Below are 21,246 nucleotides of genomic sequence, written 5' to 3' on the forward strand. Positions count from 1 at the left end.
CAATTTTATGCTCGGTACTGGCCGTCACCATAAACAATATATTTAGTAGAGGTCAACTCATCTAGCCCCATAGGTCCTCTGGCATGCAACTTTTGAGTGCTGATTCCGATTTCTGCACCAAAGCCAAAAACAAAACCATCGGTAAAACGTGTAGATGCATTAGCATAGACTGCTGCAGCGTCCACCTGCTGCAAAAATTGCTGTGTAGCAAAATAGTTGTCACTGATGATACTTTCAGAATGCTTGGTATTATATTTGTTAATGTGGGCGATTGCTTCATCTAGAGAGTTAACGACCTTGACTGCCAGGATGAAATCAAGAAATTCTGTTCCCCAGTCTGCTTCAGTTGCTGGTATGGATTGTTTTAATATAGCCTGGGCACGCTCGTCAGCCCGCAGCTCCACATTATACTCGCTTAAAGCTTCTTCAATAACAGGTAAAAAGTCTTGGGCTACATCTTTGTGGATAAGCAGGGTTTCTGCGGAATTACACACAGATGGCCGCTGACATTTAGCATTAACAGTAATATCTGTTGCCATTTTTAGCTGAGCATCTTTATCTATATAAATATGACAGTTTCCTGTTCCTGTTTCTATAACGGGAACAGTGGCAGTTTCCAGCACCGTTTTGATTAGATTGGCGCCGCCTCGAGGAATTAGGACATCTAGATATCCATTTAAGGTCATTAGCTTTTTAGCCGTTTCCCGAGAAGTATCATCCACAAATTGAATGGCGTAAGGCGAAAAATCACTATCACTTAATGCTTGCTGGAGAATGGAAACTAATACCTGATTAGATTGAAAGGCTTCTTTTCCTCCTCTCAAAATAACTGCGTTTCCCGATTTAAAGCATAAACTGGCGGCATCCGTTGTGACATTTGGACGGGATTCATAGATGATTCCAATCACCCCTAATGGTACTCGTTGTTTTCCAATCATTAAGCCGTCTTCATTTTTCCACATTTTTTCTACTTCGCCAATTGGGTCATTCAGCCCAGCGACTTGACGAATTCCATCTGCCATTGCAAAAATCCGCTCTTCTGTCAGACGCAGACGATCCTGCATTGTTTCAGAGATACCATTTTCCTCTGCAGCGGCCAAATCATTTTTGTTTGCTTCTAAAATTAAAGGAATACTTTTTTCAAGCTGTTTTGCCATCGCAAGCAATAGCTCATTTTTTCTTTTAGTATCCAGTAAACCTAGTTGATAAGCAGCAGTTTTTGCCTGCTGCCCCAGTGTAATTAAATCAGTCATGCCCATTTCTCCTTTCAATAAATAAAGTACCGATATCTTCTCCTGCTAAAATGTTAAAAATAATCTGCGGCTGTTTTCCGTTAGCTAAAACCATCATGCTTTGTTGTTCAAGTACACGTTCGGCAGCTTTCAACTTGCTGAACATACCGCCTGTACCGAAACGGCTGCCTTTTCCGCCGGCCTGCTGCAGCAAAGCGTCATCAATCTGATTGATTTCAGAATACAGGACAGCTGCTTTATTAGTATTTGGGTTGTCTGAGAAAAAGCCGTCAATGTCGGAAAGCATGATTAATGCATCTGCATTAATTAGCTGTGTCACGATTGCTGAAAGCTGATCGTTATCGCCAAACTTAGTCAAATGGTCTAGTTCATCAATAGCTACGGTGTCATTTTCATTAATAACAGGAATTAATCCCATTCGCAGTAGTTGTTCCATAGTATTGACTACATTGCGGCGGCTTTCAGGATATTCTGTTACATCTCTTGTTAACAGAAGCTGTGCAATTTGTTGGCTGTAAGTGGAAAATCGCTGATTATAGATATTCATCAGTTCCGCCTGACCTACCGCAGCTACTGCCTGCTGTTCAGGAATAGTTGGGGGTCGTTGATCAAGGTTCAGTTTATTGAGTCCGACACCAATCGCGCCTGAAGAAACCAGTATAATTTCTTTACCCTGATTTTTAAGATCGGTTAAGGTGAATGCCAGATGATCAATTGCACGCAGATTGATGTTTCCGTTCGGATAAATCAGTGTGCTGGTTCCAACTTTGATAACAATTCGCTTGGCTTCTTTTAATTGTCTACGCATATTATCCCCCATACAATTCCCGATAAAGCTGCTGGCTGCTGGACTAACCGCATAAACCCACGGTTAGTAAAGTTGCAAGTAAAAATAAATAGGCAGGGGCAGTTTATCATTTTTAGATTCTAAGAAAGCCAGGACTATGAAGTCATAGTTCCCAGCTCTCTTGATTGTTCTTCTATTTTACTGCTTTCTTAGCGTTTTGTCTCTAAATCATGTAAAAATAATCCGCTAAGTAGCTTTGGTTCAAACCACGTAGACTTTGGCGGCATAATTTTCCCAGCATCGGCGACATTTAGCAAGTCATCCATTGTGGTTGGATAAACAGCAAATGCAGCTGTCCATTGTCCGCTGTCTACCAATTTCTCCAGCTCTGCCATGCCTCTTATGCCGCCGACGAAATCAATCCGTTTATCGGTTCGAACATCTTGAATACCAAAAAGGGCAGAGAAAACATGATTTTGAAGGAGAGAAACATCCAAACCTTCAACTGGATCATCTGAAAGAATGTGTTTTTTTGCAGTTAGTGTATACCACTGCCCGTCTAAGTACATACCGAAGGTTTTCGGTTGGGCGGGTTTTCCTGCGTTTGCAGTTTCCACAGTAAAGTTCTCCGCAAGCTGTTTTAGAAAATTTTCTGGAAGAGGAACGTTGACTACACGGTTGTAATCAAGTATCTCCAGCTCTTCCTTAGGAAAGATTACTGAAAGAAAATAGTTAATCTCAGCATCCTTCGGCAGCTGCGGGTGCTGTTCCCTATATTTTTCACCAACTTTAACGGCTGATTCTGTCCGATGATGACCATCAGCAATGTATAAGGCAGGAACATTAGCTTCAAAAGCATTTGTGAAAGCAGAGATAACCTCTTTCTCATCAATGACCCAGACCTTATGTCCAACCTCGTGGAAGCTGGTGAAGTCATAGACAGGAGTATGGGCAGATTTCCAGCTGTCCATCAGCTGTTGAATATCCGTTTGCGACCGGTACGTAAGAAAAATCGGACTAGTATTAGCATCGCAGGCCTCTATATGACGAATTCGATCCACTTCTTTTTCCGGACGAGTAAATTCATGTTTTTTGATTTTTCCTGCGGTATAATCTTCTACTGCTGTACAGGCAACAAGTCCAGTTTGAGAACGGCCATTCATGACTAATTCGTATAAATACAGTGCTGGGTTCTCTTCCTGCAACAGCCATTCTTTTTCAATAAAAGCTTTTAGGTTATCGGCGGCTTTTTCGTAAACCTGACTGTCATAGGGAGATAACTCTTCCGGTAAATCAATTTCAGCTTTATCAATATGCAGATAAGAGTACGGATTTTCCTGCCCCAATTCCCGAGCTTCAGCGGAGTTGAGAACATCATAGGGTAATGTAGCGACCTTTTCACTGAGCTTAGCCGCAGGACGGATACTCCTGAAAGGATGAATTTTTACCATTAATAGTTCACCGCCTCATTATTTTTAATTGTCCGTACTTTAATGATATTTTCAGCCTGTTGAATTTTTTTAGCAACGGCTTTAATTTTTTCTTCATTTGTTTCTGCAATATCCACCAAGGTATACGCGTAGTCATCACGGCTGCGGTTAATCATCGTATCAATATTGATTCCGGTTTCCGCGATACCTGTAGAAATTTGTCCCAGCATGTTTGGTACGTTTTTATGAATGATTGTAAAGCGGTAAGGCGAATTAAACGCCATTTCCACTGTAGGAAAATTGACAGAGCGTTTAATATTTCCAGTTTCTAAAAACTTCTTCAGTGTTCGGGCAGCCATCTTAGCACAGTTCACTTCGGCTTCTTCGGTAGAAGCGCCTAAGTGAGGCAGAACCATGATTTTTTCGTTATTTAACAAGCGTTCATCAGCAAAATCAGTGACGAAGCTGCCGATAGACCCATTGTTGACTGCTTGGCAGACTGCGTCTGTGTCCACTAGTTCACCACGGGCAAAGTTTAGCAGTACAGCAGAGCGTTTCATCTTGTTCAGCTCATCTTGACCAATTAGGTGGTGTGTAGTTTCAGTTAGTGGAACATGGACAGTAATGAAGTCGCAGTTCGTAAAAATTTCATCCATACTCTGCGCCCGTTTTACGCGACGAGAAATACTCCAAGCTGTATCTACTGAAACAAAAGGATCATATCCAGTAACATCCATTCCCAAACGATACGCATCATTAGCCACCATTGCCCCAATTGCACCTAAACCGATTACGCCCAGTTTCTTACCTTCAAGCTCGGTTCCGGCAAATTGCTTCTTCTCAGCTTCCGCCTGACTTTCGATATCTGGTCCTGAAAGTGTCTGCACCCAATTAGCGCCTTTCAATACAGGACGAACAGAAAGCAGTAGACAAGCAACCACCAGTTCCTTCACTGCGTTAGCATTAGCTCCCGGTGTATTGAAAACAACAATCCCCTTTTCAGCACATTCTTTAACAGGAATGTTATTCGTTCCTGCACCAGCTCTGGCAACACCCAGCACAGAGTCTGGAAATGCATAGTTATGAAGCTTTTCACTACGCAAAATGATTCCGGCTGGTGTATCTGTCTGGTCCACGGTAAATTGAGGATCATCGAAACGGGCTAAGCCCTCTGGTGCGATGGCATTGAAAGTTTTGATATCAAACATTTAGTTCGTTCCTCCATTTTCTGCTTCAAATTTTTTCATAAATGCTACAAGCGCTTCTACGCCTTCTTTTGGAAAGGCATTATACAAACTAGCGCGCATACCACCGACAGAGCGATGACCTTTGAGATTTTCAAAGCCTTCGGCGAGTGCTTCCTGATTGAATTTTTTATCCAATTCTTCACTCCCGGTTACAAAGGGAATGTTATTGATAGAGCGGTATCTAGGATCCACAGGAGATGAGAACAATGGAGAGGCTTCAATTTCTTTGTACAGAAGCTCAGCTTTTTCTTTATTTAATTTCTCCATTTGTTTTACGCCGCCTTGTTCACGAATCCATTCGAATACTAATTCTGCCATGTAAATAGCAAACGTCGGTGGAGTATTGTAAAGGGAGTTATTTTTTGCTTGAATGTCGTAGTCCAGCATGGCGCTCATCACGTCTGTTTGTCCAATTAAGTCTTCTCTAATAATAACTACTGTTAAACCAGCAGGTCCAATATTTTTTTGTGCGCCTGCATAAATTAAGCCAAAATCAGCAACATTGTAGTCAATAGATAGGATATTGGATGACATATCGGCGATTAACGGAACATCGCCAGTATCCGGCAGGTCATAATAAACCGTTCCTTCAATTGTATTGTTTGTTGTGATATGAACATATGCAGCGTCTTGAGGAATTGCGTCTTTTTCAACCTCGGGAATATAGGTAAAGTTTTTATCTTCACTGGAAGCGATGACTTCTACCTGAACGTTGGAAATTTTTTTGGCTTCACTAATCGCTTTTTTCGACCATGAACCTGTATTGATATACAAAGCTTTTTTATTTTGTGCCAAATTTAATGGAATCATTGTAAATTGAAGACTGGCACCGCCTTGTAAAAATAGTACTTTGTAATTATCGGGAATATTCATTAACTCTCGCAACAGGGTTTCAGCCTGCTGAATAATCGTTTCAAACAAGGAGGATCGATGGCTCAGCTCCATAACGGACATGCCGCTGTTTTGATAATTCACTAATTCAGATTGTGCCTTCTCCAAAACACTTTTTGGCAAAATCGCCGGACCTGCAGAAAAATTATAAACTGTTGTCATACGTTTCTCTCCTTCTTTGTTCATTGCTGAACGAAATTAAATGTGAAAATTATTATAACAGAAAGCTCACATTAAAAAAAGATTAAAACTAATTTAATGTGTATATATTTTAAGATAAAGGCATTTTTAGTTAAAAATGAGAATTTTTCTTATTAAAATTAGAAGAAAACAGGTCTGTCTCTTTTTTAACGTTTGCATTCTGTGATTTGACAGTTTATCATTAAAATAACTGGGGTTTTTTTAAGTATTTAATAATAATTTGAGGGGCGTACTAAATATGAAGAGAAAAATGTTGTCCATTATGTTAGGGTTATCTCTGATGTTTTCTTATGGTGTACCGGAAATGGTACACGCAGAAGAAGGCTCAGCTGTTAGTAGCGAGAAAACAGAAGAAAACAGTAGTGAGTCTCAAATGGAGAGCTCTGATTTTGAAAGTGAAGATTTTCTGGACAATTCCGAATCAAGTAGTGAGGGAACAGAAGAAACATCTGAAGCAGAAGAAGGCTTAGAAGAAAATGAATTGTCAGAAGGAGTGGAAGTTCAGAGTGGGATTTATAACATCTGGACAGCGACGGAGTCTACTTTACTGAGTATGGAAAAAGATTCAGGCAAACTGAAACTGGACAAACAAATTTATCATAGCCGACAAAACTTTGAAATCATTTCATTGGATGATAAGTGGTATCAAATCCAAAATGTTGATTCACAACTATTTTTAGAAGTTCAAGCTGACATAACAGCTGATAAATCAACAGTTATTCAAACAGAAGAAAAGGATACAGATGCGCAGAAATGGCAATTTGTAGATGCTGGTGATGGAAATCTCTACATCCAATCTAAACTGGGAACTGTCTTAAATTTGTCAGAAACCCAAAATTCGATTGAAGCAGCAGTTCAAATGAACCAGCTTGATGCTAACAAAACACAGAAATGGCGTCTGGATAAAGCCGTTGAACCAAATGTTGTAACTATTACTGATGGGTTATATCAGTTTGCTGGAGTTGAAACAGACAGTGTACTTGCTGTTGATGAAGCTTCTAAGAATGAGTTAAAGGTAAAACCGTCAACATATAGTAGTGCTGAACATTTTACGGTAACAAAAGTGACAGATGGATGGTATACAATTACTAATTCCAGCTCTAATATGGCCTTAGATGTTGAGGAAGAGAAAACTTCTGATAAGGCTGCTGTACAGTTAAGCATGGAAGAAGATGCGGAAGAGCAGAGGTTCCGATTCATAGATGCCGGTGATGGAAATGTCTATATTCAATCTGAACTTGGAGAATATATTGAACGGGACACAGCAGAAGCAACAATGGAAACAACTGTTCAAGCGGATACATTGACCGAATCAACTGAGCAAAAATGGAGAGTAGCAGCAGCTAGTGCGCCTAATGTAGTTCAAATTCAAAGTGGTGCCCGCTATTTCATTTCTTCTAATGTAAATACAAATATGGTTTTAGATGTTTATAAAGGTGGTACTCAAAACGGAGCGAATGTGCAGCTTTGGAGAGAGGGCGGAGGCTCTCAGCAAAAATTTATTATTGAAGTTGTTGATGCTAATTGGTACAGAATAATTAACGAAAAATCTAAAAAAGTACTTGATGTAGCATCTGGGAGTAAGGCGAATGGAGCAAATGTACAGCAGTATGCATGGAATGGAACAGATGCACAGAAATTTAGGTTTGTGGATGCGGGGAATGGCTTTTGTTATATTCAAAATAAGTTAGGAAAGTATCTAGATATCGAAGCTGCTCAAAATAAAAATGGAGCTAATGTACAAATGTATGGTTTAAATCGTACCAAAGCGCAACAATTTAAGCTTGAGAATTTGAACCAAACCAATTTTATTCGCATGACAAAATCGGATAATACAGCCGTTCGAATGACTATTTTCAATCCAAGTGTAAGTGCAACATCGATGTCGTTCCCGACATGGAGCCGTACAAAAGGGCAAGATGATATCAAATGGTTAGCAGGTAGCAAAAATTACGACAATTCATGGACTGTAAATATTCGGAGCAAGGATTTTCGTGATGGCGGTGCTTTTGATACTCATATCTATGCTAATGGAAAAGTGGGTATAACGACTAAAGCCTATACATTAACCAAGAACAGAACAGCTATGGAGCAGCAGGCTTACAATATTTTGAATCAAGTGGGCTGGAATCTGCGGGCTGCCTATAACTGGTCTGTAAACAGTATAAGATATCAGTCACTGTCAGCACCTCCAGCAGGAGCGAATTTCGCTGAGTGGTATGCAAGAGAAGGGTTCAATAACCGAAGAGGCAACTGTTACGCATTTGCCAGCACTTTCTATTACATGGCCAAAGAACTGGGCTATGATGCACATGTAACCGTTGGTAGCGTGAGAACAGTGAGCGGCGGTGCCAGTGCCCATGGCTGGGTTGAGATTAACATGAGTGGTACAGTTTATGTGTTTGATCCGGAAGGAGAATACGAAATTAAAGGGTACAATGGGTATCAATTTCGTTATGGCAATCCGGGAACGATGAGGTACCAAAATTATCGTCGCGTTAATTAAAAAACAAGGAGTATAACTTCGAATGAAAAAGTATAAACTAGCGGGGGCAATGCTTCTTTTCAGCTGTTTTCTACTGACAGGCTGTAAAACAACTGCTTCGTCTGGAGGGACCGGAACATCCGATTCCTCTTCAGGTGAGGTATCAGAATCCAGTACAGCAAATACAGGGACCGATTCTTCTTCAAAGGGAAAGACAGAAACAAAAAAACAAACGAAAATAATCGGAACACAAACTGGAAAATCAGGAGAATATGAGAAGCTTTTGGATAATCAAACAGGCTCTGATATTACAGGTATCGCTATTAAGAACATGTCAGAAGAAGCTTTTGAAGGAAATCTGCTTAAAGAAAATAATCCATTTTTAAAAAATGAACAGGGAAAAATGTATTTCACGCCTGAAACGGATAGTGATGCGGGTTCTGGTGATGGCGATGCAAAAGTTATCATTCCAGGTTATGATCTTTCCTTAACAACAAAGGATGGCAAAGAATATATTTTGCACGGTTTCCCTTTTGATGATTTAGAAGAGGCAACACTCTTTATTAAAGATGATGTAGCTTATATTGAATACGAAAGTGTCACCGGAGAACAGGTCAGTACCTTCGAAACAGAAAAGTCCATGAAGGAAATAGAAAGCAGCCAGTAATGCTTAGAGGGGAAGGCAACGATAACTATGGTTTTTAGTTCAATGACGTTTCTATGCGTTTTTCTGCCAGTTCTGTTCATCCTGTACTATTTAGTAAAAGGAGTTAGACTGCGCAATTTTCTATTAATTGGAGCAAGCCTGCTGTTTTATGCTTATGGTGAGCCTGTTTATATTGTGCTGATGATTATCAGTACATTGATTAACTATTTCTTTGGTCTGTTGTTAGTAACGGAAGAAGTAAAGAAAAGAAAGCTAGCACTCTTTTTCGCAGTTCTTATTAATCTGGGACTACTAGGTGTATTCAAATATTCTGATATGGCTGTTGAGACAGTAAACGGGCTACTGGGTACGGCTTTTGAAGGACCTGGTTTGAAATTACCAATAGGTATTTCATTTTACACATTTCAAGCCATGTCTTATGTCATTGATGTTTATCGAAAAGATGTAGCAGTTCAGAAAAATTATTTTAATATCTTATTATATATTTCATTTTTCCCACAGTTAATTGCAGGGCCAATTGTAAAATATCATGATATTCAGGAGCAAATCGATAACCGTCATGCTGATCCCAAGCGGATAGCAATGGGCTTTCGCCGTTTCACAATTGGGTTGTCTAAAAAAATATTGATTTCCAACGCTGTGGCGATAGCCGCAGATGCTGTTTTTGCTTTTCCCTTTGCTGAGATTAACATTATTTCAGCATGGATTGGTGCAATAGCGTATGCATTGCAGATTTATTTTGATTTTAGCGGCTATAGCGATATGGCTATTGGACTAGGGCATATGTTTGGCTTTCATTTTCTGGAAAACTTCGACTATCCTTATGTATCCAGATCAATTAAAGAATTTTGGCGAAGATGGCATATTTCGCTGTCAACCTGGTTTAAGGAATATCTTTACTATCCGTTGGGAGGAAACCGTAAAGGAAAAACACGGACAGTCCTCAATAAATGGATCGTCTTCTTTTCTACAGGCTTGTGGCATGGCGCAAGCTGGACGTTCGTGATTTGGGGCTTGTGGCATGGATTGTTTCAAATGATTGAAGAATTTTTACCAGTCAAGAGGCTGCCGCGACTTTTAGGTCATATTTATGCGCTGCTGGTGGTCTTTGTTGGATTTGTCCTGTTCCGTGCAGAAAGCTTTCAGCAGGGGCTGCATATGATTGGTCAAATGTTTACTGGGTTTCACTTTACGGAGACGCAGCAAATGCTGGCTTTTGAACAACTGACGCCGATTTTTATTTTAGCAACAGTTGTTGGAATGATTATTAGTATGCCGATTTTACCTAATATACAGATGAGGATTGCACCTGATAGCTCATTGGAAAAAGTACTGCTTCCTATGACCTATATCAGTTCGATTATCTTGCTGGTTTTATGTATGTTAAGTTTATCCAGCGGAACATACAATCCATTCATCTATTTTAGATTTTAGGAGGACGGCAAATGAAAAAGAATGGACAATATATCGTATATCTACTATGTATTTTCACAATATTATTAATTCCGTTTGCCGGTATGACCTTTTGGCCTACCAACGAAACAGCAGAGAAAACCGAGCTGGCAAAGTGGCCGTCAATGAAAAAGGACGGTGAATGGAATTGGGGGATTCTACAGGATATGGGGACATATTTTGAAGATCACTTTGCCTTTCGAGAACAGCTGGTTACGGCTAACGCTATGGTACGCAGTAATACTGTAGGAAGTTCTGCCACGGACCGAGTAATTGTTGGGGAGAACGGCTGGCTTTATTTTAATGGTACACTGGATGATTACCTAGGGAAAAATCAGATGACGAATCGTCAGCTGTTTATGGCGGCTCAAAATCTGAAGATTATGCAGAAATATGCAATAGACCGTGGTGCTCAGTTTTTATTTGTATCGCCAGTGAACAAAAATACGTTATATAATGAGAATATGCCCAGCCGCTATCATAAGGCAGAAGAAAGCAACCTTTCCCGATTGCTTTCTTTACTATCAGAGTATGATGTAAATTATGTCGATTTAGAGGCTGTCTTTAAAGAACAGGAGCCTATCCTATACTTTAATGGAGACACACATTGGACGAATGAGGGAGCCTTGCTTGCCTATCGTTCGATTATGGAGCGGTTTGAGTTGCAGCATGAAACCTTTCTAAATGTTCCGTTTGAAGAACGAAAGGATCATGTGGGGGATATTTCGGAAATGTTGTATCCCAAAGCGCCAAAAAAAGAAGCAAATCAGTATTATTCTCATCGCTATACAGTAGTAAATGATATTACAGATATGATGGATCCGTGGATTGAAACTACTAGTGCAGCTGAAGAGAACCGTTTGTTGATGTACAGAGATTCTTTTGGCGAGAGCTTAGTACCGTTTATGGCTGATGAATTTGGGCAAGGTTATTTTACCAGATATGTTCCATACAGTTTTCTACAGGTGGATCAGTACCTGCCGACACATGTAGTAGTTGAACGGGCAGAACGGACGTTGAGAAAGCTGACGATTGATATTCCAATTATGACTGGGCCGATTGTGCCCAATATAACTGGTGGTCAGATTCAGACAGATACCTCAATGACAATTAAAAAGGATAATGATTACTATCTACTGCAGGGAGCCGTGGATCCGAAGCAGATTACGGATAGAACAGAAATTTATCTTTCGGTTCGAAATAATGAAACCAATCAAACAGTCTGCTACCAGCCTTTTTATCTTTCAAAGGACGAAGAGGATGGCGCAGGATTTCAATTGTATTTAGCCAATATGCAGCTGCCGAAAGACACACATATCAATTTTATGACAGTAGAAGCTGGTGCAGCTACAATTGTTTATTCAGAAGACCTATTGAAAAACAATATTAAATAAAAAATAGTATGGGGGATTTATAAAATGAAGAAAGTCATGCAGTTAGTTACCTTATTCGCTTGTGTGCTTGGTATGACAGCGTGCGGCAGCGGAAAGAAAGATACAGCATCGAGCACTGAAAAAACAACAGTAAGCAGTTCAACAGCTACGACAACAAGCTCAAGTGAAGAGAAAACGTATCAAGTTGTAGGTGTAAAATCAGATACTGCTTCAAAAGCATTGGTTAAGAACAGCACAGGACAGGAAATCAAAGCTGTAGCCATTAAAGCTGCCGATCAGACAGAATATCCAGCAAGTATGTTGAGTGAGAACGCAACGATTAAAAATGAGGATACAGTACAATTATTTTACACACCTGAAAACAAAGAGGGAGAACAAAAATATGCTGTGCAGGTAACCTTTGCTGATGATACGGTACACGAAATCAGTAATTTCAATTTCTCTGATTTTGATCCAAAATCAGAAGTTGAAGTAGGTTATGATGGTACGGTGGCGTTCTTGAAATATAAAAATAAAGCAGGTCAAGTCGTTGATACCAAAGAACAAGAGCTTGCTGCAAAAGCAGAGAAGGATGCAGCAGCACAAGCTGAAGCAGCAGCCAATGCCGATGCACAAGCAGCAGCGGATGCCCTAGCGGCTCAGGAGGCAGCCAATGCACAGCCAACCGTTGACAATAATCAAGCGGCCAATGATGCAGCGGCAGCACAGGCAGCAATTGATGCACAAGCGGCTGCCGATGCTCAGGCAGCAGCTAATGCAGCGGCACAACAGCCAGCAGCACCTGTAGAACAACAGCCGGCAGCTCCAGCAGCTCCAGCACAGAATCAAGGCGCAGACAACTGTCTTGATGATGGGGCTATGTTCAACTAAGAGTAACTTAAATAAATCAACAGTCTGAGGAAAGAAAAGCTTCCTCAGACTGTTGATTTTTTATTAAAGAAGAATAATTTATATATTTTTTTGGATACTAGGAGTGAAAGAAACTATTTTATTGCAGAAAAGTAGCTTTTTTTAAAAAGTTTCATCATACTTTATTCATAAATAGAGGCTAAACTAATAATCAAATATAAGATGTTTCATTTCATTTAACTCCTAATTAAAACAGCTGAAAACCTCCTCCGGTTTTCAGCTGTGTGTGTTTTATAAAGCTTTTATTTTTTTGCAGAACAGCAAAAAGAGTAGGAAAAAGAAGAATCTCAATATTGGACTCAAAATCCAACTTATTGAAGATTACTAAATATCCTACTCTTTTTATCTGTAATACGGAAATCTGTTTACTGTTCTTTTTTGTTTTGGGCAGCCAGCAAATCACGAATTTCTGCCAGATATTCTTCTGCTGTAGGTGTCTCTTCTACCGGCTCTTCCTCTTGTGGTTTTTTCATTTTGTTTGCTGCCTTAACAATCAAGAACAGGACAAATGCGGTGATAATAAAAGTAATGATTGCACTAATGACGTCTCCAACTTTGAACGCTACGCCATTTACATTGAAGACCAGTGAACCGAATGCATCGTCTGCACTGCTTTGTCCAGTTATCATTACAATAATCAAGCTAACAATAGGGGTAATCAGACCATCAACGACTTTGGTCACGATTGCTGTGAAGGCACTCCCGATAACAACCCCAACAGCAAGATCAAGTACATTTCCCCGCATCATAAATTCTTTAAATTCCTTGAACATAGTATCCCTCCTCTACTATTTTAGTATACTCAAAATTAGAATAATTTTAAACGAAAACAGTTTGGAATCTTAAAAGTAGTAGAAGCTATGCTATAATTATACGCAGAAACAGAAAGTTAAAAAAGTATTTAAATACAGGGAGATTCTTGAATTTATAAGACATATTGATTATGATGAAACAACGAAGAAAGGGTTGAAAACATGTCAGTTAAGCTAGCTAAGGGAGTCAATCTACATATTCTGCCAACTAAAAAATATAAAACCGTACGTATATTAATACGTTTCAATACATTATTGGACCGCCGAACCATTACCAAACGGACTTTGTTGTCCAGTCTGCTGGAAACAAATAGTCTAAACTATCCGGATCAGACGCAAATCAGTGAACGGCTGGCCGAGATGTACGGTGCCAGTTTTGGTTTTAACGTAAATAAAAAAGGAAACCTGCACTGGCTGAATCTATCCATGAGTATTGTTAATGATAATTACCTAAATCAAAGTCATGTTCTGGAAGAAGCAGTTGCATTTATTAAAGAGATTTTGTTCGCTCCTCACATTGTTGAGGGTCATTTCGATCAGGAAACTTTTGACAGAGAGAAGGAAAATACAGGGGCTTATATTGAGAGTGTGATGGAAGATAAGCAGGCATATGCAGCTCTTTCACTGCAAAACCTTTATTTTGATGAATCTGATGCCCAAAAAATTCCTAGCTTTGGTACTCTGGAAGACTTGAAAAAGGAAACTTCTCGAACAATCGCCGATTATTACTATGAGATGATGGCGAAGGATCAAATCGATATTTTTATTTTGGGTGACGTGGAAGAAGAGATGACTGCTAAACTAATTGCTGAGTTGCCGTTTACAGAACGGGAAGCCGGAGTAGGTGAAGTTTTTTATCATCATACGATTGATAATGTCATTAAAGAACGTTCAGAAAGAGAAGAACTGGCCCAATCTAAGCTGAATATTGCTTATGATACAAATGTTTTCTATGGCGAGGCCTCTTATTTTGCTTTACAGGTATTTAATGGACTTTTTGGAGGTTTTCCTCATTCCAAGCTATTTATGAATGTTCGTGAAAAAGAGAATTTAGCGTACTATGCTTCCAGTAGTTTAGATACTTTCCGGGGGATGTTAACTGTTCAAACCGGAATCGATGGGAAAAATAGAGAAAAGGTTCTGCATTTGATAGCGAAAGAGCTGGAGAATATCCGTAAAGGCGAAGTGTCGGAAGAAGAGCTGCAGCAGACAAAGGCAATGCTGAAAAATCAATATCTGTTGTCTCTGGATAATGCAGGTTCTGTTCTGGAAGGGGCATATATGGATTTTCTGTTACCGGAAACAGTTCTTGAACCTGAGGAGTGGCTGCGTCGTCTAGAAGCAGTAACACTTAAAGAAATACAAAAGGTTGCCAATCAAGTTAAAATGCAGGCTATTTTCTTTTTAGAGGGGGAGCAGAAGAATGGATAAGAAATCCTATCCGCAAATCAATGAAACGCTATATACAGAAGTGCTGGAGAATGGCTTAACAGTCTATCTGCTGCCTAAAAATGATTACCATAAAACTTATGGATTATTTACTACCGATTATGGATCAATTGACAATGAGTTTGTTCCGTTAGGAAAAAATGAGATGATACGAGTACCCGATGGAATTGCTCATTTCCTCGAGCATAAAATGTTTGAAAAGGAAGATGGCGATGTTTTTCAGGCTTTTGGACGTCAAGGGGCCTCTGCCAATGCTTTTACCAGTTTTACGAAAACCAGTTATTTATTTTCCACTACAGATCAGGTAGAAAAAAATCTGGAAACACTGATTGATTTTGTACAAGCACCATACTTCACAGAAGAAACAGTGGAAAAGGAAAAAGGGATTATCGGTCAGGAAATTCAAATGTATCTGGATGATTCAAATTGGCGGCTGTTTTTTGGAATTCTAGGGAATCTTTATCCTAAGCATCCACTGCATATCGATATTGCAGGAACAGTAGAAAGCATCAGTCAGATTACTGCTGATGATTTATATACGTGTTATCATACGTTTTATCATCCAAGTAATATGACCTTGTTTGTTGTAGGAAAAATGGAGCCGGAAGAAATGATGGCCTCCATCCGCAAAAATCAACAACAGAAAACTTTTGCAGCTGCAGCGCCGATTAAACGTCATTTTCCGATTGAAGCAGCAGCAGATATTGTTCGTGAAAGCTCAATTGAAATGCCTGTACAGCGGCCCAAGGTCCTTGTAGGACTTAAAGGGCTTGATGAGGTGCCTGAGGACGGCTTCGACCTGTTGAAGTATAAGACAGCAGTAAATTTATTGTTACAGCTGCTTTTTGGGAATACCTCTCAAAATTACCTCTCATTGTATAATACAGGATTATTAGATGATAGCTTCAGCTATGAATTTAATCTGGACCGCAGCTTTCATTTCGCTGACATAGGCGGCGACAGCGACCAGCCAGAGCAACTGGCTGCAGAGCTGGAAAGAATTTTGTTGTCTTATGAAGACAGTCCGGAATTAACAGAGGAAAACCTTGATTTGCTTAAGAAAAAAATGATTGGAAAGTATTTCCAGTCTTTAAATTCGTTAGAATATATTGCCAATCAGTTTTCACAGTCATTATTTGGTAAGACAACGCTATTTGACATGCTTTCTGTAATTGAAGCCATTTGCTTGGACGATATCAAAAAAATTGGAAAGCAGTTTATTCGTAAAGACGGCTTAAGCAGATTTTATATGTATCCTAAAAACTAGCAAAAACTGATAAGGAGACAGTCATGAAAAAGGCATTGATTATGGGGGCAAGCGGAGGTATTGGAACCGCAGTTGCAAGACAGCTGGCAGCCGCCGGCTGGTCATTGTACTGCCACTATCATGAAAATGAGGAAAAGGTCGAAAATTTGATTAGAAACTTTCAAAATTGTTATCCTCAGCAAGAATTTTTTATGGTATCCTTAGATATGTTGGAAGAACAGCAGTTTCCAACTTTTTTAGAACAATTATTTCAGGTAGACGCTGTAGTTTTTGCCAGTGGTTTTACCTATTATACATTGCTGGAAAATCAGACAAATCAAGAAATTGAAAATCTTTTACAGATTCACTTGAAAGCACCCATGCTTCTTTGTCGGGATTTGCAGAAAAAACTGAGTAAGAGCGGTCAGGGTCGGATTCTTTTTATCGGTTCTGTTTATGGTCAGTATGGCAGCAGCATGGAAGCTGTATATAGCGGTGTGAAAGGCGGACAAGAAGCGTTTGTCCGAGCCTATAGCAAAGAGGTTGCCAGCTTAGGCATCACTGTGAATATAGTAGCTCCAGGAGCGGTTCAAACAGAGATGAACAAGCAGTGGACAATGGAAGAAATTCAGCAATTGGAAGAAAATATAGCAGTAGGCAGGATGGCTCATCCGGATGAGATAGCTGGAATAACGGCTTTCTTGCTTTCTGATCAGGCAAATTATATAACCGGAGCGACCATTCCCGTAAATGGGGGATGGTATTGATATTTTAGAAAGACTGGAGAAGATGAACGAGTGGCCAGCGTTAATATAGGACAGAGACTACGAGAAGCACGACTACAAATGAATATGTCGTTAGATGAGCTGCAGCAGATTACGAAGATCCAAAAGCGCTATTTAATGGCAATTGAAGAAAATAATTTTGATTCCATGCCTGGGACTTTTTACGTGCGTGCCTTTATTCGCCAGTATGCCAATGCGGTGAACCTTGATGGTGAAGAGCTAATCAACTATTTTGACGGAAAAGATCTCCCGGAAGATGTTGAACTGGCAGCGGAGTATAAAACGCTGGAAGAATCCAGAATACAGATTTATGAAGAAGAACGGGAAAGCAGTCTATTCAAAAGCCTACCAGCAATTATTTTATCACTGTTTGGACTAGCTATTGCGATTGTTGTGTTCTATATTATGTGGCAGGATCAAAAGGCGAATCCGATTATTGAGCCGCCTGCTTCTACAATTACAGTGGAACGTTCTTCTGAGAGCAGCTCTTCTGTTGAATCAACAAGTACCTCATCTTCTGAAACAAGCAGTTCTGTACAGGAAAGCTCAACGACTGAAAGCAGTGAGGAAAAAACAGCTAATGTTGTGTACCAAAGCGAAGCGAATAGAGTTGTTAATTTAAGTGCTACTGACGTAGATACACCTGCGAAATTCAGTTTTACTGCAACCGAAGGGAACTGCTGGGCCGGAGTAATTATTGATGGCGCGTATGTTTTCCAGTCAACTGTACCGCAGGGACAAACGCAGGAATTTGAGATACCAGCTGGTGCGACGAATGTCACTGTGGCATTGGGCGCTTCAGAGTATATGGATATGAAGCTAAATGGACAGCAGGTTATTTTTAACCCGAACGATACAGGGATTGGTGAACGTAATCTCTTATTTACCATTGCCTATAAAGAGCCGCAACAATAGTAACAGATGTTTTGGCTCTAAGTTTAAAATTAGAGAATAAATAGAGGTTGTGACAGAAGTGTTCAGCTTCAAGCAATAAGGCGGAAATTCCGAAAATTGTTCTACAAATTTTTGCGAATTTCCGCCTTATTGTCGAAGAAGTTACTTCTGAAACACCGTTTATCCGGGTTTAAGGGACTGAGGCATACTAATGTCACAGCCCCTCTTATTAAGAGTCAGCTGTATCCTTTAAAAAAAGAGATAGCTATGCGTTGATTTTCTCCAGTTTAGTGAGAGGTGTCAAGGGAATAACAAGATACAAAGTAAATCAGGTATCACTTTATTGAGAATTTAGATGGTTTATCGTGACAGGTTATGTCGGATGACGTAAAATAGAAAAGGAAAGCGAGGAATGAGCGTTGAACTTACCTAATAAATTAACTGTACTTAGAATTTTTATGATACCAATTTTTATTTTGGTAGTTACTCTGCCTTTGGATTGGGGCTCAATCACTGTTGGGCAAACCGTGCTGGAAATCACCCAATTGGTTGGGGCAGTGATTTTTGCGATTGCCAGTATTACAGACTGGCTAGATGGAAAAATTGCCCGGGCAAGAGGATTAGTGACTAATTTTGGAAAGTTTGCTGATCCGTTAGCAGATAAAATGCTGGTAATGACAGCGTTTATTGTCTTAGTTGGACAAGGCAAAGCGCCTTCGTGGGTTGTTGCAGTTATTGTCTGTCGTGAACTGGCGGTTACAGGTTTGCGTCTGCTTCTGGTAGAACACGGGGAAGTGATGGCAGCTGCGTGGCCAGGTAAAATTAAGACAGCTACTCAGATGGTGGCAATTATTCTATTACTGATTAACAATATTCCTTTCAATCTGATGGGACTGCCGGTTGATTTGATTATGCTGTACACTTGTTTGATTTTTACAATATACTCCGGTGTAGATTATTTTATTAAAAATAGTGAAGTATTTAAAGGTTCAATGTAGAAATGGATTGAATAGAGGACGTATAAGAGGGGCTGCGGGACAGCTTCTCTTTTTTAGAAATTTTTATTTACACATAGTATCTGAAAAAAGAGGTGGGTTAGTGATTAAGAAAATTAGAAATCACAGAGGGGAATTATCTGAAGCTTTAGGGTTGGTTTGGCGAACTTTTATGGAGTTTGAAGCAGTTGATTACTCTAATCAAGGAGTTCAGGAATTTAAAAGCTTTATTTCTTTACCTGAAATCAGTAAGAAGCTTGAGAATAACGAACTCTTCATCTGGGGATACTATGAAAAAAGTAAGCTTTTAGGTGTTATAGCAGTTAGAGAACCCTTTCATATTTCCTTATTGTTTGTTGACAAGGCGTATCATCGTCAGGGAATTGCACGAAGACTTTACTCTAAAATGATCGAAGATTATTCAAAAAATACGAACTGTCAGATAGTAACGGTTAATTCTTCACCTTATGCAGTGGAAGCCTATCTTAAGTTAGGATTTACAGCTGCTGGTACAGAGAAAGTAATTAATGGAATTCGTTTCATTCCAATGGAAAGAAACCTATCCGACAAATGAAAAAAGCAGCGACTCTTTTATATGAAGAGAGCTGCTTTTTTCTTATGAAGCGTGCAGTAATGAACTAAAGCTGTATCAAATTGATACTCTGCTTTGTCAAAGCAGCGGTAACGTAATTCATCGGACAGATTGTCTGATGCTGCAGTTTCAGTGATACTTTCAGAAATAGCTGCATTTGGTTTAACAGTCGCCGGTTTCTTCTTTAACCAGCCAAATAGTGTCATTTACTTTCTCCTAAAACGGCAGCCAAGGACCTAAAATGAAGGTTCCTCCACCTAATAGAATAGCGGCAAGAATTAATGTAATACCTAAAATGAAGGCTGTCTGTCTATGAGAGGTTGCCCGTCTTCTGGAACGCTTCGTTTTACTTCCTGTAGTTCCAGCATACATCAATAAAAGAACTGCTATTACTAAAAGTGCTGCTACAAGCGCATACTCTTTCCAAGCCTGCTTAATTTTACCAAGTAGAGAGCTGTCAGCTGTGCTGCTTTTTGTCTCTGCTTCTTCCTTTGCCTTTTTGTCTTCCTTTAGCTGATAAGGGATACTTGGTGCTGGAATACTCGATGAGACTTGATTCAGCTGGTTAGATAAAAGCAGCTGTTGGTTGTCCGAGAGAATATATTCAGGCTGCGTCCCTTTACGTAACAGACCAAAAAATTCTTGATCAAGAATAATTTCTTTATTATTGATTGTTTGTGTTCCTGCATCCAGCAGCTTTCTATATTCAAATGTATTGAAACCATAGTCGAATAACGCATTACCAAATGCATGCCGCTGATTTTCGCTTTCAGCATCTGTCCAGTCACCTACACCAAGGACTACTTCAATTAGACGCATGCCGTCTCTTGTAGCGGTTGCTGCGTAGTTATAGGCTGCTTCCGGACTAGCACCAGTCTTGAGACCATCTTCGCCCTCATAGCCGTATAATCCGCCGGGAATTGATTTGTTGGAGTTTTCTAAAAGCTCAGCGTATTCTGTATTTTCCATCACCGTAATCTGCTGTTTGTTAGTGTACTCCAAAACCTCCGGATGATTTTTCAACAGATGATAAAACATCAAGGCCAAGTCCCGAGCGGTCGATACATTATCAGCCTCTGGATCAATCCCCGCAGGCGAGTAATAGCCGTTAAAGGCACTGGCTGCTGCCCCGCTAGGATTGTAAAAGGTAGTATTTGTCATCCCCAGCTCCTGTGCCTTTGTATTCATCATTGTGATGAAGGCGGCTGCATCATTATTTGTTACTAGGTTTGCCAGCATGACAGTTGCTGCATTTGACGATGCCATCGTAGTCATATATAGCAGATCAGTAACGGGATAAGCAACACCAGAAACAATAGGTGAATTACTTAACTCATAGATTTCTGAGATTGCCTGGTCACTTTCAGTTGCTGTGACTGTCGTATCTAGCGTAATCGTTCCCTGCTTGATGGCGTCAAACAGCAGATAAACTGTCATCATTTTGGCGATACTCGCCGGATACCAGGTCTGATCAGCCTGATCTTCCCAGATGACCTGTCCGGAGCTGGCATCGATGACAATAGAAGCAGCAGGACGATAGAAATCATCAACGGTATAACCTGCATTACGGGTAATCGTCATGATATCCTCTGGAGCAGGTGCTTCCTCAGAGGATGTCATGGTTTCACTGTTTGTTATTTCAGATTGTCCAGTACCTTCTTCTGCATAGCCGGTCAAACCGGGTAGAATGGAAGCAAAAGAGAACAGCAGGCTTAATAAGAGAGCCAGATGAATTTTCTTGTTTTTGTACATAGTTA

Annotated in this window: 19 protein-coding genes; 11 read left to right on the plus strand and 8 right to left on the minus strand. The window is 39.9% G+C overall.

What is annotated here, in order from left to right:
• Positions 1-5 precede the first annotated feature (5 nt).
• From ACPWSO_RS10715 to serC, 5 genes are all read right to left on the minus strand, one after another.
• Entirely contained in the window at positions 6-1,253 is a 1,248-nt protein-coding gene (locus tag ACPWSO_RS10715; RefSeq protein ID WP_426083208.1) for a glutamate-5-semialdehyde dehydrogenase, read from the minus strand.
• A complete protein-coding gene (gene proB, locus ACPWSO_RS10720) occupies positions 1,246-2,061 on the minus strand; it encodes a glutamate 5-kinase (protein WP_426083210.1) in 816 nt (271 codons plus the stop codon). The genes ACPWSO_RS10715 and proB overlap by 8 nt, the downstream gene beginning before the upstream one ends.
• A 188-nt stretch (positions 2,062-2,249) precedes the next feature.
• Positions 2,250-3,491: a DUF1015 domain-containing protein gene (locus ACPWSO_RS10725; RefSeq protein WP_426083212.1), complete on the minus strand. Its 1,242-nt coding sequence runs from the start codon at positions 3,489-3,491 to the stop codon at positions 2,250-2,252.
• Complete coding sequence (locus ACPWSO_RS10730; RefSeq protein ID WP_426083214.1) at positions 3,491-4,678, minus strand: phosphoglycerate dehydrogenase; 1,188 nt, start codon at positions 4,676-4,678, stop codon at positions 3,491-3,493. Before ACPWSO_RS10730 ends, ACPWSO_RS10725 begins: the two co-directional genes overlap by 1 nt.
• Positions 4,679-5,770 (minus strand): 3-phosphoserine/phosphohydroxythreonine transaminase, encoded by a 1,092-nt coding sequence (serC, locus tag ACPWSO_RS10735; protein WP_426083216.1) that lies wholly within the window; start codon positions 5,768-5,770, stop codon positions 4,679-4,681.
• 277 nt (positions 5,771-6,047) lie between these two features.
• On the opposite strand from serC, the gene ACPWSO_RS10740 reads away from it, so the two are divergent.
• Genes ACPWSO_RS10740 through ACPWSO_RS10760 form a run of 5 tightly spaced genes read left to right on the plus strand, consistent with a single transcriptional unit; the run spans position 6,048 to position 12,677 of the window.
• Complete coding sequence (locus ACPWSO_RS10740) at positions 6,048-8,315, plus strand: RICIN domain-containing protein (protein WP_426083218.1); 2,268 nt, start codon at positions 6,048-6,050, stop codon at positions 8,313-8,315.
• A gap of 22 nt (positions 8,316-8,337) precedes the next feature.
• A complete protein-coding gene (locus tag ACPWSO_RS10745; RefSeq protein ID WP_426083220.1) occupies positions 8,338-8,961 on the plus strand; it encodes a hypothetical protein in 624 nt (207 codons plus the stop codon).
• Positions 8,962-8,988: 27 nt separating this feature from the next.
• Complete coding sequence (locus ACPWSO_RS10750) at positions 8,989-10,395, plus strand: MBOAT family O-acyltransferase (RefSeq protein ID WP_426083222.1); 1,407 nt, start codon at positions 8,989-8,991, stop codon at positions 10,393-10,395.
• Positions 10,396-10,406: 11 nt separating this feature from the next.
• Positions 10,407-11,807, plus strand: a complete 1,401-nt coding sequence (locus ACPWSO_RS10755) for an alginate O-acetyltransferase AlgX-related protein (RefSeq protein ID WP_426083224.1) — start codon at positions 10,407-10,409, stop codon at positions 11,805-11,807.
• A gap of 24 nt (positions 11,808-11,831) precedes the next feature.
• Entirely contained in the window at positions 11,832-12,677 is an 846-nt protein-coding gene (locus ACPWSO_RS10760) for a hypothetical protein (protein WP_426083226.1), read from the plus strand.
• A 404-nt stretch (positions 12,678-13,081) separates the two neighbouring features.
• Here the strand turns inward: ACPWSO_RS10760 and mscL are convergent, their stop codons facing one another.
• Complete coding sequence (gene mscL, locus ACPWSO_RS10765; protein ID WP_426083228.1) at positions 13,082-13,489, minus strand: large conductance mechanosensitive channel protein MscL; 408 nt, start codon at positions 13,487-13,489, stop codon at positions 13,082-13,084.
• A gap of 201 nt (positions 13,490-13,690) precedes the next feature.
• Here mscL and yfmF point away from each other — a divergent pair, with 201 nt between their 5' ends.
• From yfmF to ACPWSO_RS10795, 6 genes are all read left to right on the plus strand, one after another.
• The gene (yfmF, locus tag ACPWSO_RS10770) at positions 13,691-14,959 is read left to right on the plus strand and encodes an EF-P 5-aminopentanol modification-associated protein YfmF (RefSeq protein ID WP_426083230.1); all 1,269 of its coding nucleotides are present in this window, start codon (positions 13,691-13,693) and stop codon (positions 14,957-14,959) included.
• On the plus strand, positions 14,952-16,244 hold the full coding sequence (gene yfmH / locus ACPWSO_RS10775; RefSeq protein WP_426083231.1) for an EF-P 5-aminopentanol modification-associated protein YfmH: 1,293 nt from the start codon (positions 14,952-14,954) through the stop codon (positions 16,242-16,244). The genes yfmF and yfmH overlap by 8 nt, the downstream gene beginning before the upstream one ends.
• A 23-nt stretch (positions 16,245-16,267) precedes the next feature.
• Positions 16,268-16,990 (plus strand): elongation factor P 5-aminopentanone reductase, encoded by a 723-nt coding sequence (gene ymfI, locus ACPWSO_RS10780; RefSeq protein WP_426083232.1) that lies wholly within the window; start codon positions 16,268-16,270, stop codon positions 16,988-16,990.
• A 30-nt stretch (positions 16,991-17,020) separates the two neighbouring features.
• Positions 17,021-17,923, plus strand: a complete 903-nt coding sequence (locus ACPWSO_RS10785) for a RodZ domain-containing protein (RefSeq protein ID WP_426083235.1) — start codon at positions 17,021-17,023, stop codon at positions 17,921-17,923.
• 398 nt (positions 17,924-18,321) lie between these two features.
• Positions 18,322-18,900, plus strand: coding sequence for a CDP-diacylglycerol--glycerol-3-phosphate 3-phosphatidyltransferase (pgsA, locus tag ACPWSO_RS10790; protein WP_426083237.1), 579 nt, complete (start codon positions 18,322-18,324; stop codon positions 18,898-18,900).
• Positions 18,901-19,000: 100 nt separating this feature from the next.
• A complete protein-coding gene (locus tag ACPWSO_RS10795) occupies positions 19,001-19,471 on the plus strand; it encodes a GNAT family N-acetyltransferase (protein WP_426083238.1) in 471 nt (156 codons plus the stop codon).
• Positions 19,472-19,488: 17 nt separating this feature from the next.
• Here ACPWSO_RS10795 and ACPWSO_RS10800 read toward each other — a convergent pair whose 3' ends face one another.
• Both ACPWSO_RS10800 and ACPWSO_RS10805 read right to left on the minus strand, forming a co-directional pair.
• Positions 19,489-19,695, minus strand: a complete 207-nt coding sequence (locus ACPWSO_RS10800; protein ID WP_426083240.1) for a hypothetical protein — start codon at positions 19,693-19,695, stop codon at positions 19,489-19,491.
• A gap of 10 nt (positions 19,696-19,705) precedes the next feature.
• Positions 19,706-21,241, minus strand: a complete 1,536-nt coding sequence (locus tag ACPWSO_RS10805; RefSeq protein WP_426083242.1) for a DUF1958 domain-containing protein — start codon at positions 21,239-21,241, stop codon at positions 19,706-19,708.
• Positions 21,242-21,246 lie beyond the last annotated feature (5 nt).

This window comes from Enterococcus sp. LJL51, assembly GCF_049894025.1.
Classification (GTDB): domain Bacteria; phylum Bacillota; class Bacilli; order Lactobacillales; family Enterococcaceae; genus Enterococcus_L.

Bases quoted from the DNA above. Each gene is read 5' to 3' on its own strand.
- ACPWSO_RS10740 (WP_426083218.1), top strand. From the start codon at position 6,048: ATGAAGAGAAAAATGTTGTCCATTATGTTAGGGTTATCTCTGATGTTT.
- serC (WP_426083216.1), bottom strand. From the start codon at position 5,770: ATGACAACAGTTTATAATTTTTCTGCAGGTCCGGCGATTTTGCCAAAA.
- ACPWSO_RS10760 (WP_426083226.1), top strand. From the start codon at position 11,832: ATGAAGAAAGTCATGCAGTTAGTTACCTTATTCGCTTGTGTGCTTGGT.
- ACPWSO_RS10805 (WP_426083242.1), bottom strand. From the start codon at position 21,241: ATGTACAAAAACAAGAAAATTCATCTGGCTCTCTTATTAAGCCTGCTG.
- yfmH (WP_426083231.1), top strand. From the start codon at position 14,952: ATGGATAAGAAATCCTATCCGCAAATCAATGAAACGCTATATACAGAA.
- ACPWSO_RS10750 (WP_426083222.1), top strand. From the start codon at position 8,989: ATGGTTTTTAGTTCAATGACGTTTCTATGCGTTTTTCTGCCAGTTCTG.
- ymfI (WP_426083232.1), top strand. From the start codon at position 16,268: ATGAAAAAGGCATTGATTATGGGGGCAAGCGGAGGTATTGGAACCGCA.
- ACPWSO_RS10755 (WP_426083224.1), top strand. From the start codon at position 10,407: ATGAAAAAGAATGGACAATATATCGTATATCTACTATGTATTTTCACA.
- ACPWSO_RS10800 (WP_426083240.1), bottom strand. From the start codon at position 19,695: ATGACACTATTTGGCTGGTTAAAGAAGAAACCGGCGACTGTTAAACCA.
- ACPWSO_RS10715 (WP_426083208.1), bottom strand. From the start codon at position 1,253: ATGACTGATTTAATTACACTGGGGCAGCAGGCAAAAACTGCTGCTTAT.
- ACPWSO_RS10725 (WP_426083212.1), bottom strand. From the start codon at position 3,491: ATGGTAAAAATTCATCCTTTCAGGAGTATCCGTCCTGCGGCTAAGCTC.
- ACPWSO_RS10745 (WP_426083220.1), top strand. From the start codon at position 8,338: ATGAAAAAGTATAAACTAGCGGGGGCAATGCTTCTTTTCAGCTGTTTT.
- yfmF (WP_426083230.1), top strand. From the start codon at position 13,691: ATGTCAGTTAAGCTAGCTAAGGGAGTCAATCTACATATTCTGCCAACT.
- mscL (WP_426083228.1), bottom strand. From the start codon at position 13,489: ATGTTCAAGGAATTTAAAGAATTTATGATGCGGGGAAATGTACTTGAT.
- proB (WP_426083210.1), bottom strand. From the start codon at position 2,061: ATGCGTAGACAATTAAAAGAAGCCAAGCGAATTGTTATCAAAGTTGGA.
- ACPWSO_RS10730 (WP_426083214.1), bottom strand. From the start codon at position 4,678: ATGTTTGATATCAAAACTTTCAATGCCATCGCACCAGAGGGCTTAGCC.